This window comes from Geminocystis sp. CENA526 (assembly GCF_050753365.1).
In the GTDB taxonomy this organism is placed as follows: domain Bacteria; phylum Cyanobacteriota; class Cyanobacteriia; order Cyanobacteriales; family Cyanobacteriaceae; genus Geminocystis.
Genome location: NZ_JBLZFY010000089.1, coordinates 1 through 16,651 on the forward strand (window position 1 = coordinate 1; position 16,651 = coordinate 16,651).

Below are 16,651 nucleotides of genomic sequence, written 5' to 3' on the forward strand. Positions count from 1 at the left end.
CCTCATATCTACTTATTTTCAAAGATTGACATTTACAAAAAAATATGCTATATTTTAAAAAAGTCGATAACCAAGACTTTAAAAACTATTTAATTTAAAGATTAAGTTAAATAAAAAATTAGTTATTATTCGAGATTAAGCATTAATTAGAATAATAAAATTAGGATGGGTTACATCCGAATCAACGCTTGTGGACAGTATCAAGCCGACTTGACTGGTAGAAGCAAGAAGTAAACGTCATAGTTAACTATGAGTAAGTGATAACCCCCTAGCAGATAATTATTTGTTGGGGTTTTTCTTTAGTAAATTTGTAACATTAGATTATAAATTTGATGACTATATCCCAACGTGTAATGAATTACACGTCTAATAGATGCCGTTCAATAAATTGAACTCAATTTTTGTGCAAAATATCAGGCGATTTAAGTTAAAACAATCACTATTAACTTTTTTGATAATTCATTATTCGATCGAAGTAAATAACTTATTTAATTTTTAATTTTTAATTTTTTATAAGTTACAATTCTAGGTATCTTTTTCTGATTCTCAATGATGGTGATGAAAAAAATTTCTCAGTTTAGATTATGGGTTCTTGATTTATTTTTAAATCATGTGGTAGTGTGCTTAATTGCTCTTTTTGTCATTGGTATTGGTATCGCTTTATCGAATATGTCAAGTTTATCGAGAACTTTGATACAGTCTCAATCTTTACAAAACTCAGAATATCAAGCTAATGCGATTATCCAAGCATGGCAACTTTATAGTAATGCGGCAGCTTCCCGTTTAGCCAATATTGAAGGGGTTAATATTCGTCATGATTATTTTTTAGGTCCTGTGAAGCAGAAACTCTTAATTGCGAAGTTAAGAAGCCCACATCTGTACCGTTAGGTCAGTGTGGGAGATGTCACAAGATGGTAGCATTCCTCCTCCAGCAACTTTTGTGATTGAATTAGGAAAAGAAATTACCAACAGTGGACAAGATTCTGTAATTGAATTATATAGTGATTATCCTTATCCTTGGCGAGAAAATCGTACCGTTAATAAATTTGGAGAAGAAGCCTTAGTTTATTTAAGAGAGAATAAGGGAGAAAAAAAATTCTTTCGTATTGAGGATAAAAATAATCGCCCTTTTTGGAAATATGCTCAATCAGTAGATATGAGTTCTAGTTGTGTTGTTTGCCATAATCAGCATCCCCAGAGTCCAAAAAAAGATTGGAATATTGGTGATGTGCGAGGAGTTTTAATTATTAGCAATCCGTTAGATAAAATTGCCGAAAAAACGAAACAATCCTTACAAACTGCTTCCATTATGTTAGGCTCATTTTCTATTTTAGGTATTTCGGCGGTGGGATTAGTGTTCAATAGGGTGCGTCAAACCACAAGAGTATTGGAAAGTCAAGTAAGAGAACGTACCGCAGATTTAGCGGAAGCTAATGAAGATTTAGAAATGAGAAATAGCTTAATTCGTCAAATTTTTGGGAGATATTTAAGTGATGAAATTGTTACTAATTTATTAGAAAGTCCTCAATCTTTAAGTTTAGGAGGAGAGAGAAGAAAAATTACGATTTTAACTTCAGATTTAAGGGGTTTTACGGCTATTTCTGAGATTTTATCGGCGGAAGAAGTTATTAGTATTCTCAATATTTATTTAGAAAATATGGCGGATATTATTAGTAAGTATCATGGTACAATTAATGAAATTATGGGAGATGGTCTTTTAGTTTTATTTGGTGCGCCTACAGAAAGAGAAGATGATAGTATTCGTGCGATCGCCTGTGCTTTAGAAATGCAGTTAGCCATGACTCCCATTAATAATAAGTTGAAAAAATTAGGTTTTCCAGAGTTAGGAATGGGTATTGGTATTAATACGGGGTTGGTGGTTTTAGGTAATATTGGTTCACAAAAACGGACTAAATACGGTATTGTAGGCAGGGAAGTAAATCTTACTTTTCGCATTGAATCTTATACCCTTGGTAATGAAATTTTGATTTCTGAATCTACTTTTCAAGAGGTAAATGAAAATGTGTTAGTAAGGGAAGAAAAACAAGTTCAACCAAAGGGAATTAAAGAACCAATCACCATTTATAACATCGAAGGCATTACGGGACAATATAATTTATATTTACCCATCGAACAGGATTTATTTGTACCTTTAGAAAGTTCGATCGAGATAGAATATTTTATAGTTAAAGAGAAACAATTAGAGGAGAATATCTTTAAAGGAAAAATCATTGAATTGTCGAAACAGGGAGCAAAAATTGAAGTTATTTCCACCACTCAAAATAATTTTCTTACTATTTCCACCAATATTAAAATTAACTTATTAAAGGAAAATGCCAGTATCAAAATTAATGAAGATATTTATGGAAAAGTTACCCAAATTTTGCCCAATAACAAGATATTTTATGTTTCCTTTACTGTCAAAACTCCTACTTTGCAAAAAATAATTGATGAAGTTTGTTAATCAGATCAAAATCAGCAAACTACGTTATTACTATTACCTCACGGGAGATTTCAGTTATAATTTAATCTTGACCGATTTTAATTCATCACGCCAATAGTTGAATCTTCTTGAATCTTCATACCCCATTCTTCCCCACATTTCTAGCCAACAATTAGCTTCTTTAAAATCTTTTTTCTTAATAGCTAAGTGTATATATAATTCACAAAATGTAGCAAATTCTTGGTAGTGAAACTCTTTTTTTTCTAATAATGGTTTTAACAATTCCTCCGCTTCTTCTAATTCATTGTTATCTATATGAGATTGAGCAAGACTTAGTCTTGTATAGGGATAGCTGGGATATTCTTGATGAATTTTTTGGAGTAGTTCGATCGCTTCTTCTTTTCTATCTTGTAGTATGCAAGCTCCAGCTAAGTAAAATTGTAAATCTGGTGCGGAAGGCTCTAATTTTAAGGCATCAAGTAACAATAATTCTGCTTTTTTGCCATTTTCTTCTTCTCTAATTACGTCAATGGCTTTTTGTAATAATTTTGAGACTTTTGGAGAATGTTCGATCGATCGGCGATCATGAATTTCTACAGCTAGAAATAATACTTCTTTTTGTTTCCCTTTAAACCATATTGTTACTTTTCCCGAAGGTATAAATTTTCGATCGACTAGAGATTCCATCACATCCATACGTTCTTCATCAGTGCCGTTTTGGCTAAAAGCAAATTCTTGGAGTATAGGCATTAATTCTGCTTTTTCACTTATTAAACAAAGAAGCAAAGCAAATTTTTTCAGTGTAGAATTTCCTCGTTTTACAAGAATGGGAATCAAAGATATTAGATAAGGATATTTCTCAAATAATTTAATAATCTCATCTGATGTATTGACTTGATTTTTGATATTATAGACATTTTCCATTAGACTTAGGGGAATCCAATCATGAAATTCAAAAGCCCAACTATTAATTTTCTCTCCAGCAGGTAATGTTAAATTCTTTAAATTATCTTCAGCACATTCAAAATCAGAATCTAATTTTAAAGATTTTTTCCATAACTGACGGGCTTTTTTTTCATCTCCTAAATTAGCATAACCCACTGCTATATAATGCCAAAATTCTGCGGTTAAATCCTCTGATATTTCTGATAATTCTGGGGTTAAATCTTCTGAGGTTTCCAACAATTCCGCTTCTTTACCTAATTCTACTAAAGCTTCATCATCCCCATACCATGCCATCGCTTCGGCTTTTTCTAAATAAATATTATAGTGATCATTATCTAGTTTCTTCAATTGGGTTAAGTATTTTTCCGCTAAATTTGTTTCTCCTAAAATTGTATGAAAATGAACTAAATTACCTAAAGCAATATAATTATTGGCATCTTTTTCTAAACCTTTTTGAGCAATTTCTATGGCTTTATTAACATTATTGAGAATAAAAAAAGTTTGACTTAATTGATTAAAAGCAGGTAAAAAATTAGGTTGTTCTATAATTAAATTTTCCAGTATTTTACAAGACTCTTGTGCTTTTCCTATATCTAACAGAAATTGACTTTTTTCCATTAACAAAGCTATATTTATAGCGTTGTCACCTTCTAATTCCATGTCTTCTAATACTTCAGAAAATAAAAATTTGATGTTGGATATAGATTTTTCTATTTCTAATACTGACGAATCACCTCCAAAACGATCACAAAACTTTTCCATCATATCACAATAAAGGAGATGATAGTCTTCCTCATGGTACAAATCTACTAAAGCCATGTAACCTTGAGGATCATCTGGATATTTTGCTATAAATTCTTCAGCTTTTTCATAGAATCCAGCCATATCATCTAATTCATTGGCTAATTTTAAACCACACATAAGGACTTCTTTTCGGAAAGGAAAATTGCGTTCCATTTTCTCTAAAACCCCTTCGGCATTGGAAAATTCTTCCTTTTCCATGTAATTCATAAATTGGGTGATATATCGATCAAATGATGCTTCACTGGAACTAAATCCCCAACTTTTGGTTTTTTTAACTTTCTTTGCCATTTTTTATTATTGTTATATTTTTACTTTTTTTAGTATAAATCAGAAAAATGTAATCTTATTCAAAACATTATATTTTCTTTACAAATCAGATAATTAAGTCCATAAATCTGTCAAGTCATCTAAATTTTCATCTTCTCTTAATTCTTCGATATTATTAACTAAATTATCATTATTATCTATTTTTTCTTTTAGGTTATACTCATTAAGTTCGATCGAATCTCCTAAAACTTTTTGCACTTCTTCCAAAGTCGTTAATCCCAAATCAACTAAATTTAAAGCATTAAATAATAAACTATTCATGCCTTTTTCGATTGCTTTTTGGCGAATATCTAGTATAGTTTCATCTCTCAACATTAATCGTTGCATATCGGAACTAATTTTCAGAATTTCATTAATAATAATCATGTCTTGATAACCAGAACCACGACATTGAGTGCAATTATAATTTTCTAGCTTTGCATTATAAAAAATTGGTGGGTTATTTGTCCAATTAAATTCTTTAAATAATGATAAAGTTTGCTCAGAAGGAGTATAAGAAGTGCGACACTGAGAACAAACTTGTCTGATTAATCTTTGATTAATAATTGCTTTTAAATTTAGAGCTATTTCTGAAGGTTTAATACCCCATTCCAGAAACTTAAATAAGATATGTTCTACTTGGTAAAAATCCATTTCAGCTAGAACTAATTTTCCTTGAGATACCGCCGAAAAAACTTGTTTAGCTGTATTTCCATCCGTTAATTTATTGACATAAATTATATCGGGATTTTGTGCTAATATTTCCTTAAAAATTGAGTAATGACTTTGATTTTTTTGCTCTAAAATAGAAATTTGAGTTATTCCTGATAAGTTATAAGAAGTTATATCTTCGATCGAATAAATATTATAAGAATCCTTTGCTAATTCGTTTAATAAACCATAACTAACTACCGTTTTTCTGACCTTATTACCGCCAGTGATGATGATTAATCCATGGGGCAACTTAATTAAATTTCTGAGATTATTTACTACGGATTTATTAATAATTAAATCTTCTAAATTAAATGATATATCAGGATTTTTTAAGTTCTGAAGATAAACATTTTCTCCATAATCACCTTTAATAATATTAAGAATAAACTCATATTTTTTTTGTTTATAAATTTGAATAATTTTTATTTTTTGATTGCTTAATTTAATTGTCGGATTCAAATTAGCTATTAGTTTAATACGATTAACTACAGCTACAATAATATCTTTAGGTAATTTAAAATACTCTTTTTTTTGTCCATTTTTTCTAAACTGAATCGATAAAGAATTTTGTTGACTCTGAATATATATTTCTTCTACTTTTTCTGTGATAGCTTTAACAAAAATATTATTAACTAATTTAATAATAGGGGGTTGATTATCTGTGTTGATATAGGCTAAATCTTCTTGGCTATATTCTTCTTCATTAACATAATCGATAAAGTTACTAATATCATCTAATTTATATAATTCTTTTTCTTGCCTTTTCGCTTGTTTAATTTGTTGTTGTCGTTTTTCTTCCTCATAATACTTGGTAAGTAATTTATCAAAATCTTCTTCAGTAATCCCCATTGTTTGCAATTTTAAACTTTTCGATCGTAATATTTTATTTGCATCATCTAAAGCCTGTAAATCATCGGGATTTACCATTACAATAACTAATAAAGTTGGTTCACTATCAAGAAGTTGTAAAGGGATTAATTGATGACGGCGACACAGTTGTATCGGCAAAAGAGAGTCAATTAATTCTGTGATTTTTGATATATTAAATTCTTCTGTATCAAGATCAAAAGTATCAACACCATAGGCAATTTTTAACTCAGAAAGACGATGTTGTTTATATCTTTTTACCCACTCTGGGGATAAACTTCTTTGAGTTATTTCTTCTAAGACTTTCAGTAAAGATTTTTTTGTTTTTCTTACTTCAATTAATGCTGTTTTTAATTGTTCTTTGCTAATATAACCAGATTGAATTAATGAGGCTTCAAATGGATTAAAATTATCATCAGGTGTCAATGCTATTCTTGGTTGAGGATGAGCATTTGTAGCGGTAGAATCATTTATTTTTGAGGATTGTTTTTTAGGACAAAATTTATTAAAATCTTCTTCTAAAATTATTACTTTTTGCCACTGTATTCTTTTCGATCGAGCTATCCTTAAAATATCATTTTCTGCTTGTAAATTATGAGGATTAACCATACCAATTATTAAACAAGGTGGATTCTGAGGTAGTAATTTTAATGGTAATATCTTATGAAGGTTGCACATTTGTACAGAAATGAAGGTATCAACTAAAGTTTGTATTTCTTCTTGGGATATTCCTTCAGTCTCTAAATCTATAGAAGGAATGTTATATAATGCTGTTAATTGATTGAGTTTCGATCGTTTTTGATTCATGGCAGATAATCTATACTTTTTTCTATAATACCCATTTCAATTTTTTTTATATCTAAGATTTACGCATTTATACTTAACTTTTCCATAAAAGAAACACACATAATAAATATCCGATTAATGTAATACGATAATAATTAAGTTTTTTAAATAGATTCAAAAAATTAATTACAATTAAGCCTAAATAAATTATCATTAATTTCAATAATTTTGATATTTTTCAAGATTTTAAATTATCCAAATTTATACTGATAATAGAAATACTTAAGAATCAGTATTTTTACGGAATAATGACCTAATTAAAATGAATAACAATGTTAAAATTTTAGTTTTTGTTTCATAAAACCTTGTTATGATATAGTTTAACAAATTAAACTGGAAATGTATTTCTTAAGATAATGAATAACTTGTTTGATTCTCTGGAAACTAAAGAAATATCCCGTAGTAAATGTGGAACAAAAATTACTTGGTATGCCAAATATAAAGATAGTGGAGATGAATTAGTTATTAAAGAAATAATCAGTCCCAAAGAAAATTATATTTTAAGCGGTGTAGAAAACTATAAGAAAAAAATTCTCTATTTTCAAGCAAAAAATCATCCCGCCATTATTCGTTATTTAGGAGTTTTTTCTACTTCCGATAGTTTATTTATTTTAAGAGACTATAAAAAAGATGTTGTACCCTTATCTAAATTAACAAAAATTAGACTGGAAGAAGTAAAAACTATTGCGATAAAAGTACTCTCGATTTTAAAAGAATTTCAAGAATCAAGTCCTCCTATGATTCATCAAAATATTAAACCAGAAAATATTTTTATCGATAAAAAATTAAATGTTTATTTAACAGATTTTGGCTTTTCAGAAGTAAGTACCCAAAGTATAGCCGATTTATCAATGGATCATGTCTTTACTGGCACAGAAGGTTTTATCGCTCCAGAGCAATTTATTCGCCCTACAAAAGCCTCTGATATGTACGGATTAGGTGCTAGTTTAATTTGTTTAATTACCAAAACAAAATCAGAAGATTTATATAATTTATTAGACAAAAAAAATAAGTATAAAATCAATTTTAGACATCTAACCAGAGGATTAAGACCAGATTTTGTAAGATGGTTAGAAAAGATGATAGAACCAGATCAAAGAAAGCGTTTTCGCAATGCTAATGAAGCCTTAGAAGCATTATTGCCTATTTATGTTGTTCGTTATCCTGAAGTAAAACTTAGTGTGAAAAGTTTAGAATTTAAAGTTAATCAATTAGGGGAAAAACAAACGGCAATTATTGAAGTTAATAACCCCGTAGAAAATACTTTATTAAGAGGGAGTTGGGCTTTGGCTCAAAACTCTGGTGATGGTTATTACAGAGGGCAAATTCACGGTTGGATTAAAATTTTACCTAATCAATTTGTCAATAATCAAGTATTTTGCACCTTGACTATTTTTACTGATAAATTAATGGCTGATCAAGTCTATGAAAGATATTTAATGCTTAAAAATAATAGTCGTTCTTCCAAAATAAAAATACCTGTAAAAATTATTACTCCTCCTCTATCTTTAAACGTAAAAAAACCTCCTTATTTACATATTTCGATCGTCTTCGTTGCATCGGCAATTATTGCTTTATTTGGGGGAATTAGTGGCAGTTTAGCAGGTAATATAGGAGGATTAGTCGGCAGTATTGCTGCTTGGTGTTGTGCAGGAATTATTGCTTCTTTGGCTTTAAGTAATCCTTACATGAATAATGATAGTTGGTCAAATGCTCGTGTTTCAGGCGGAATTGTTGGTAGTTTATTTTTATGGGGCATGGGTTTAGCTCTTACTTTATTAGGTTTAAGGAGATTTGGTTCTCCAGATTTGCTTAAGATTGCGATCGCACAGTTTGTGGTTTTAATTACGGCGGGAATGTTAGCTATTTTTTGTGATTTAGTTGTACAAGAATTTAAAGCTATTGGATTTAATAAATTATTTTCTAGCACTTGTATTATCCTCTCTATAATAACGGGGATTTTAGTAGGAATACAATTTTTATTAGGTTTTTCTAATATCTATATATTTATAGCTTTATTGTTGAGTACTTTGACTCTTTTAGGAATGTTATTTTATCCTTTATGGAGAGAATTACAGTTAATTAAACAATATTTAAAAGCGGCAAGAGAGAACCTATTAATTCAACCTTAAACTTGAAATATTTGCCTCTCTGGCATTGATTTAATCTAATTATTTACCACATTTAATTATTTTAAATAAGTTCAATTTTTTAGATTATTATATTTAAGTATAGTTTGCTTAATAAATCTGAAGACTAGAAAAAAACAAGGCTTTAAGGACATTAAATTAATAAAAAAGTGATCAGTTTTAGGAATTTTTCGTCAAAAAACATAGTATTATTATACAAATTATAGACTCTTATTCTAAGAATTAAAATCCTCAAAACTTTTCCCTACCTTAATCAAAAGACTTTTTCAGCAGACTCTAAGTATTTATGGCTTTTCCATTAAATGTTATTATTGTATAAATATCGAAATTATTGTTGACGTTTCGATCGAACTCTATGACTCAATTATATTCATTTCAATTTAAAGATTCTCCAGCATCATCTGCATTTCGTTCATTTACCATTAGTCCTATAGAAAATTATGAAGCAAGATTAGCTCTTTATCAACTTAATATTTCTGCGGATTATGATCAATTAGTTTGTTTACCCACTTTAACTCATATTGATAAACATTGGTATCAAATTGAAACAGCCAAGAAAGTAATTAAACAATTTGGCGGTAGGGCAATGTTAGCCGACGAGGTGGGTTTAGGAAAAACCATTGAAGCAGGTTTAATTTGCTCTGAATATTTCACCAGAGGTATGATTAAATCCTTATTAGTTTTAACTCCTGCCACTTTGGTTTCTCAATGGCAATCAGAATTACAAGAAAAATTCAACATTTCGACCATTACCACCGATGAAAGAAATACTACTCCAGAAGAATTTTGGATTTTAAACGATCGTATCATTGCTTCCATTAACACTGCAAAACATAAAAGTCATTTTGAATATGTAACATCCAGAGAATGGGATTTAGTAATAGTTGACGAAGCCCATCATTTAAAGAATAAAAAAAGTTTAAATTGGCAATTAGTAAACAGTCTAAAAAAACGTTTTATTTTGATGTTAACTGCTACTCCAGTACAAAATCATTTAGGAGAACTTTTCAATCTTTTAACCTTATTAAAACCCGGATTATTAAAAACAGAAACAGAATTTAAAAAGCAATATGTTTCGAGAGATGGAAGAGTTCCAAAAAATCCCGAACAATTAAGAACATTAATGCGAGAAGTAATGATTAGAAACACTCGTGCGGTAGTCGATGTAAAATTACCCAGTAGATTTGCTAATACCATTACTGTACAACCAACAGCAGAAGAAAAAGACTTATATTTAGCCATTAGTAATTATATCCGTCAACATCAATTAGTCAAAGAAAAAGGTATGGATAAATTAACTCTCCATAACTTATTAATGCGTGCAGGAAGTAGCCCAAAAGCCTTGATAGATTCTTTAAAAAAATTAGATGAAAGATTTGACCATGATGAGTTAAAATTTATTCTGAAAAGAGCATCACAAATTAAACAATGTCAGAAGGCAAAACAATTAATTGATATATTAAAAAAAGCAACCCAAAAAACTTTAGTATTTATTAATCACCGTGCCACTCAAACTTATCTTTCTAATAGTTTAGAAAAAGCAGGAATTGCCCATACTTCTTTTCAGGGTAATATGACATTAAAAGCAAAAGATGCTGCCATTGATGCTTTTAGAGAAGAAGTGCCAGTAATGTTGGCTTCGGAAACAGGAGGAGAGGGGAGGAATTTGCAGTTTGCTAATGTGATAATTAATTATGATTTGCCTTGGAATCCCATGAAAATTGAGCAAAGAATCGGGCGATTACATCGTATTGGGCAAACTCAAGATGTCTTTATTTTTAATTTTTGTATCCTTGGCAGTATTGAAGAATATATTTTAAAAATTCTCCATGATAAAATTAATATGTTTGAATTAGTAGTAGGAGAAATTGATGCTATTTTAGGGAATATGGGAGATGATTTTGATTTTACTGATACGGTAATGGATTTATGGTTATCTCATCAAAATGAATCAGAATTAGAAAATGTTTTTGAAGATTTAGGTAGTAAATTATTAGCCGCTAAACAAGAATATGCTGAAATTAGAGAATATGATGAGCAATTATTTGGGGAAGATTTTGAAACTTAATTTTATCACAAATATTAGATACTTTAACTATACTTTTTTGGAGAGATAAGTTATAATTAAAAACAAAAATGAAATTAATTATAACTATGTGTGTAAATAATTTATAGGAGCTAAAAATGAAAGCGATTATTTTAGATAAAATTAAACCTAGTTTAATAGCTAAGTTACAGAGTTTAGCTATACAAAATCAACGCACTTTAGAAGAAGAAATAACAGTTATTTTAGAAAATGTTACAAAAAATCAACCCATTATTACTAATAATAAAACGCAATGGTCAACTGATTTTTTTGCTCGAACTTCTGGCTGTTAGGAAGGTGAACCTTTAGTCAGAGATTCTCAACCTGAATATCAAGAAAGAGAGCCTTTATCCTGAATTTTTTGTTAGATACTAATACTTGTATTAAATACTTAAATTCTAGTAATAATAATATTATTACTCCTTTAAACTGTCTTTCTCCTGATAATGTTTTTCTCTGTGATATAGCTTCTATTGCTATAGCTAATAATTTAATTTTAGTTACTCATAATGTTTGTGAATTTAGTAGAGTTGAAAATTTAAAATATGAAGATTGGGAAAGTTAATTAAAAATCTTATATAAAAAAGGTAGTTTATATGGTAGAAACAAATATTTTATTAGATACAATTAATCAAGTTGTTACTTTAAATGATGGTATTGCTGAATATAGTGATAAACAAATATTAGAAGTCCTTTTACCAAAAAAAATAGCAACGGTTTTAGGAGTAGCGGAGGAGGTTTCTTTTACTACCCTAGCGGATGTGAAAAATAGTTATTTTGTTAGTTATAATTCAGAAATTTTTGATAACTTAGAAAGTCTATTACAAGATACAGGTTATGTGGCAGGTTTAGGAATTAAATATCATGGACATCTGAAACAGTCTGGTTTTGAAAAAATGATAGCAGAAACTTTTTTTCCTCAAAACGGTTTAATTAAGTTTGTTAAGGCTTATCCAGAAGTTACTCCCTATATTTTGTTTAATGTAGCTTATACGGCTGAAAGTGATGAAACACGAAAAGGAATAGTCTCTTTTTTTGTGAATGGAATTACTGGAGTTTCTGGAATTAATATTGGAGATGCTTTATCGTGGAAATCTGATAGAATTGCCATGCCCTCAGATGAAGAAAAGCTAAGTCTTAATTATGAAAATTTATTGAATATTAGTCAACAAGTTGCCTCAGAATATATAGAAGAACAAATTAAACCATGGCGTAATAGTTTAAGTCGAAAATTAAAGCGAGATTCTGAAAGAATTGAAGACTATTATCAAACTATTATCTCAGAAATTATAACAAAAATTAAGAAGAAAAATTTAGAAGGGGATGCCGAAAAAAAAGAATTAGATAGAATCAATGCGACTAAAATGGAATTAAAACGTAAGTTGACAGATATTGAACAAAAATATAGTTTAAATATCACGGCTTCTTTACATAGTAGTTTAATTATTTGGCTCGAAACTGTACATATAGAATGTCAATTAATCAGGAAAAAAAATAAAAGAAATATTATTGCTATTTGGAATCCTTATACAAAAATTATTGAGCCTTTAAGATGTGAAAAGTCAAATCTTTCTGTTACTTCTTTTTTTCTCTCTGATGATGATAATGTTCAAATTGTAAATGATACAAATTGTAAATAATTTAGATGTGGGATTCGATCGAATTTTATATTAGAAGAAAGTATGGAGATAAAAATATGGCTATTAGTTTTGAAGATAAAGAGCATTTTCGATCGTTACAAAATCAGTTAAGAAATAATTGGCAAAAAGGCGATATTCTGGAAGAAGATGATCAAGATATTTTAGTAATTCCTTCCTTTAGTATTGATCAAGAAGTAGGCAAAAAAGTTATTGGTTTTTTACATTACGAAGAAAGACTATTATTTTCATTAATTCGTTTAAGAAATCCCCATACTCGTCTAATTTATGTAACGGCTCAACCTCTTTCACCTATTATTATTGACTACTATTTACAACTCTTACCCGGCATTCCTTTTTCCCATGCTAGAGAGCGACTATTATTATTAACCACCTATGATTCTTCCCAAAAAGCATTAACACAAAAAATATTAGAAAGACCACGTTTAATCAAGAAAATTAAAGACTTTTTAAGACCAAATAAAAGTTATATGGTATGTTTTAATTCTACGGTTTTAGAACAAGAATTATCAGTAAAATTAGATATTCCCCTCTTAGCTTCCAGCCCCGAATTATTGTATTGGGGATCAAAAGGAGGCAGTAGAGAAATTTTTGCACAGTGCAATATTCTTCATCCCGAAGGTAGTCCATTAGTCTATAGTATAGAGAATTTAAGTAGAGAAATTAGCTTATTATTAACCAAAAAACCCTATTTAAAAAAAGTAGTAATAAAACTGAATGAAGGTTTTTCAGGAGAAGGAAATGCCGTTTTAGATGTCAGTGGAATTTCGGGATTATTCATATCAGATTTAAGTATAGAAAAAAAACTAAATTTAGTTAATCAAATTATTCACGAAGCTAAAGTACAAGGTTTAGGAGAAACATGGCTTAACTTTTGTTCTCGTATTCCCGAATTAGGTGTTATTGTAGAGGAGTTTATCGAAGGAGAAATCAAATTTTCTCCTAGTATGCAAGGTTATATAACACCTAACGGCGAAGTCGAAATAATCTCTACCCATGATCAAATTTTAGGAGGAGAAGATGGGCAAATTTATCTAGGATGTAGCTTTCCTGCTCAAGAAGATTATCGTTTACAACTGCAAGAATTAGGCTTAAAAATAGGTTTAGCATTAGCAGAAAAAGGAGCGATGGAAAGATATTCTGCTGATTTTTTAGCAGTTAAAGAAAATAATAAATGGTTATTATATGCCATTGAAATAAACTTAAGAAAAGGAGGCACAACCCACCCTTTTATGACGCTCAAATTTTTAACTAATGGACAGTATAATTGTCAAGATGGTTTATTTTATAGCCCCGAAGAAAAGGTAAAATATTATATAGCTTCTGATAATTTGCAAAAACCCCAATATCATGGCTTATTACCCTACGATTTAATGGATATTATCGCCAAACATCGTCTCCATTTTGATAGTAGCACCAAAACGGGAACGGTATTTCATTTAATGGGAGCTTTATCCGAATTTGGGAAAGTGGGATTAACCAGCATCGGTAATTCTTGGAAGGAAGCTCAAGATATTTACAATAATGTTGAGACAGTTTTGGATAACGAGACGAATGATTTTATACTCAGGGGTTGCTGATTGATTTATTCAGCAAACCTCACTTACACTGTAAAAAACCGACACCAATGACTAACTAGGGAGTGGCATCAATTTGATTGGTTAATTTCCCTATACTTTCAATTTCTATGGTGACAGTATCTCCCACCTTCAATGGGGCAATACCTTCGGGAGTACCTGTTAAAATAACATCCCCGGCGGATAAAGTCATTATCCGAGAGATATAACTCACCAATTCTTCGGGAGAAAATACCATACTGGAAAGCAAGGCTGATTGCAACGGATTTTCTTCATCGTCATTAACGAATGTCTGTAATCTAGCTCCTGATGTTAATTCTCGCACAATCCAAGGACCTAAAGGGCAAAAAGTATCAAATCCCTTCGCCCTAGTCCACTGTCCGTCTTTTTTCTGCAAATCTCTCGCTGTTACATCATTGGCGATCGTATAACCCCAAATTTTATTTTTAGCATCTTCAATAGTACAGTTTTTAGTGCGTTCTCCAATAACTAAAGCTAATTCTCCTTCAAAGTCCACCCGTTGAGACTGTTTAGGATAAATAATTTTTTGTTCATGGGCAATAATCGCCGAAGGAGGTTTGAGAAAAATTAACGGTTCTTTTGGCACTTCTCCGCCCATTTCCACAGCATGGGCGACATAATTTTTTCCCACTGCCACAATTTTCGAGGGGGCGCATGGTGCTAATAATTGATACTCCGATTGTTCTAATATTTGCTCTGTCACCTTTCCATTCAACCAAGGAGGGGCATCTAAAATTTCGACAGTGCGATTGAGTTGTAATCTACCATAATATATCTGTCCAGTGGTAGTTTTTACCCTCACATAACGTTGTGCCATAATAACCAATTTCCATTTAAGAATTTTAAATAATTTTGCAATAATTTCTTTTTCTGCTATAAATATATAAGCACTATTGTTAAAAAGTATCAACGACTTTTACTTTTCGATCGTGCCAAAATAGAAAAACCTTGCTTCTCAGGTTAGTGGAGAAGCCTTTTTAGTCCAAAAGGAGAAAAATACAGATGAGCAACACTTACGAAATGATGTTTATTTTGCGTCCTGATTTAACTCATGACCAAGTAAACAAACAGTTACACAAATATCGTGACTTCCTTAAACAACATGGAGCGGAAAAAGTATCTATGGAACTTTGGGGAAAACGCCGTTTAGCCTATCAAATTCAAAAATTCCAAGACGGGATTTATGTTTTGACTCATTATACTGGGGATGGTTCTCAAGTAGCTCTCATTGAAAGAGATATGCGTTTAAGTGAAGAAGTAATCCGCTATCTTACCATCAAACTTGATAAAGGTTTTGAGTTTGAAGAAAAAGATGTTCCTGAATTACAGTCAACTCCTGTTATTGCTCCCATTGAACAACCTCAAATTGTTACTCCTACTGAAGAAACTGTTGATTCCGAGCAAGAAACTTCTACAGAAGAAGAAACTGCCGAAGAAGCCGTTGCCGTTTAATATTATTGAGGAATAATTGTTTGATTAAAAAAGGTAAGGGATGGCGTATTGGTTGGAAAGAATCTGCACCAATGTATCAGGGTTTAATTGGCTCTGATCACTGGGCGATCGAACTTACTACCAAAGAAATGCAAGATTTTTGCCGTCTTCTCTTGCAAATTCATCAGGCAATAACCGATATAAATGAACACCTCATGGAAGAAGAAACCATCGTCTGTGAGGTAGAAAGCGATTTAATCTGGTTGGAGGCGCAAGGATATTTCGATCGATATTCCCTGAGAATTATTTTATTACAGGGGAGAGGGTGTGAAGGTACTTGGGATGAAAGCGTAATTCAAGAGTTAATTCAAGCCTCTCAATCCTTAGACATTTTCTAGCTTGACAATGATCAATATTTAAGTTATAATTGATAACTGTGAATTAACGGGGCGTAGCGCAGCTTGGTAGCGCACCACTTTGGGGTAGTGGGGGTCGTGGGTTCAAATCCCGCCGCTCCGATACATTGTATCGCTTATTTTTATTGTGCTTCAGTTCTTTCTCTTTTAATAATTAGAATAATTGATGCAAATTTGATACGAAAATCCTAATTATGGGAACGATTTTAAGCTCTGATATAATCTCTTACCATTGATGCTGTAATCTCACCTTTTTTGTGTGCTAATTCAAGAATTTTTACCAGTTGGCTATTGATTGACACTCCCACGACTGAAGTACGTGGGATTCTTGGTTCATAGAGGTTGCTTACCCTGACAGGTATTGCTACCAATCAAAATAGAGGCATC

General features: G+C 30.7%; 13 protein-coding genes and 1 tRNA gene. 11 read left to right on the forward strand and 3 right to left on the reverse strand.

What is annotated here, in order from left to right; translation table 11 throughout:
* The first annotated feature begins 558 nt into the window (after positions 1 to 558).
* Entirely contained in the window at positions 559 to 888 is a 330-nt protein-coding gene (locus tag ACN4EE_RS17920) for a hypothetical protein (RefSeq protein WP_431707842.1), read from the forward strand.
* Between the two features lie 13 nt (positions 889 to 901).
* Positions 902 to 2,464, forward strand: a complete 1,563-nt coding sequence (locus ACN4EE_RS17925; RefSeq protein WP_431707844.1) for an adenylate/guanylate cyclase domain-containing protein — start codon at positions 902 to 904, stop codon at positions 2,462 to 2,464.
* Positions 2,465 to 2,518: 54 nt separating this feature from the next.
* Here ACN4EE_RS17925 and ACN4EE_RS17930 read toward each other — a convergent pair whose 3' ends face one another.
* Together ACN4EE_RS17930 and ACN4EE_RS17935 are read right to left on the reverse strand one after the other, a co-directional pair.
* Positions 2,519 to 4,480: a tetratricopeptide repeat protein gene (locus tag ACN4EE_RS17930; RefSeq protein WP_431707845.1), complete on the reverse strand. Its 1,962-nt coding sequence runs from the start codon at positions 4,478 to 4,480 to the stop codon at positions 2,519 to 2,521.
* Between the two features lie 93 nt (positions 4,481 to 4,573).
* Entirely contained in the window at positions 4,574 to 6,886 is a 2,313-nt protein-coding gene (locus ACN4EE_RS17935) for an ATPase, T2SS/T4P/T4SS family (RefSeq protein WP_431707846.1), read from the reverse strand.
* Positions 6,887 to 7,281: 395 nt separating this feature from the next.
* On the opposite strand from ACN4EE_RS17935, the gene ACN4EE_RS17940 reads away from it, so the two are divergent.
* The 6 genes from ACN4EE_RS17940 (at position 7,282) to ACN4EE_RS17965 (ending at position 14,399) form a co-directional block, all read left to right on the forward strand.
* Positions 7,282 to 9,057: a protein kinase domain-containing protein gene (locus ACN4EE_RS17940; protein WP_431707848.1), complete on the forward strand. Its 1,776-nt coding sequence runs from the start codon at positions 7,282 to 7,284 to the stop codon at positions 9,055 to 9,057.
* 373 nt (positions 9,058 to 9,430) lie between these two features.
* Positions 9,431 to 11,143: a DEAD/DEAH box helicase gene (locus ACN4EE_RS17945; RefSeq protein WP_431707849.1), complete on the forward strand. Its 1,713-nt coding sequence runs from the start codon at positions 9,431 to 9,433 to the stop codon at positions 11,141 to 11,143.
* A 116-nt stretch (positions 11,144 to 11,259) separates the two neighbouring features.
* Positions 11,260 to 11,454 carry a hypothetical protein gene (locus tag ACN4EE_RS17950; RefSeq protein ID WP_431707850.1) on the forward strand — a complete coding sequence of 65 codons (195 nt, stop codon included), beginning with the start codon at positions 11,260 to 11,262 and terminating at the stop codon, positions 11,452 to 11,454.
* A 68-nt stretch (positions 11,455 to 11,522) separates the two neighbouring features.
* Complete coding sequence (locus ACN4EE_RS17955) at positions 11,523 to 11,726, forward strand: PIN domain-containing protein (protein ID WP_431707851.1); 204 nt, start codon at positions 11,523 to 11,525, stop codon at positions 11,724 to 11,726.
* Positions 11,727 to 11,757: 31 nt separating this feature from the next.
* Positions 11,758 to 12,801, forward strand: coding sequence for a hypothetical protein (locus tag ACN4EE_RS17960; RefSeq protein WP_431707852.1), 1,044 nt, complete (start codon positions 11,758 to 11,760; stop codon positions 12,799 to 12,801).
* 56 nt (positions 12,802 to 12,857) lie between these two features.
* A complete protein-coding gene (locus ACN4EE_RS17965) occupies positions 12,858 to 14,399 on the forward strand; it encodes a peptide ligase PGM1-related protein (RefSeq protein ID WP_431707856.1) in 1,542 nt (513 codons plus the stop codon).
* Positions 14,400 to 14,454: 55 nt separating this feature from the next.
* Here ACN4EE_RS17965 and ACN4EE_RS17970 read toward each other — a convergent pair whose 3' ends face one another.
* Positions 14,455 to 15,234, reverse strand: coding sequence for a fumarylacetoacetate hydrolase family protein (locus ACN4EE_RS17970; RefSeq protein ID WP_431707853.1), 780 nt, complete (start codon positions 15,232 to 15,234; stop codon positions 14,455 to 14,457).
* A gap of 185 nt (positions 15,235 to 15,419) precedes the next feature.
* Here ACN4EE_RS17970 and rpsF point away from each other — a divergent pair, with 185 nt between their 5' ends.
* From rpsF to ACN4EE_RS17985, 3 genes are all read left to right on the forward strand, one after another.
* The gene (gene rpsF, locus ACN4EE_RS17975) at positions 15,420 to 15,869 is read left to right on the forward strand and encodes a 30S ribosomal protein S6 (protein WP_431707854.1); all 450 of its coding nucleotides are present in this window, start codon (positions 15,420 to 15,422) and stop codon (positions 15,867 to 15,869) included.
* A gap of 20 nt (positions 15,870 to 15,889) precedes the next feature.
* Positions 15,890 to 16,246: a DUF1818 family protein gene (locus tag ACN4EE_RS17980; protein WP_431707855.1), complete on the forward strand. Its 357-nt coding sequence runs from the start codon at positions 15,890 to 15,892 to the stop codon at positions 16,244 to 16,246.
* A 47-nt stretch (positions 16,247 to 16,293) separates the two neighbouring features.
* Positions 16,294 to 16,367, forward strand: a tRNA-Pro gene (locus tag ACN4EE_RS17985).
* The last annotated feature ends 284 nt before the right edge of the window (positions 16,368 to 16,651 follow it).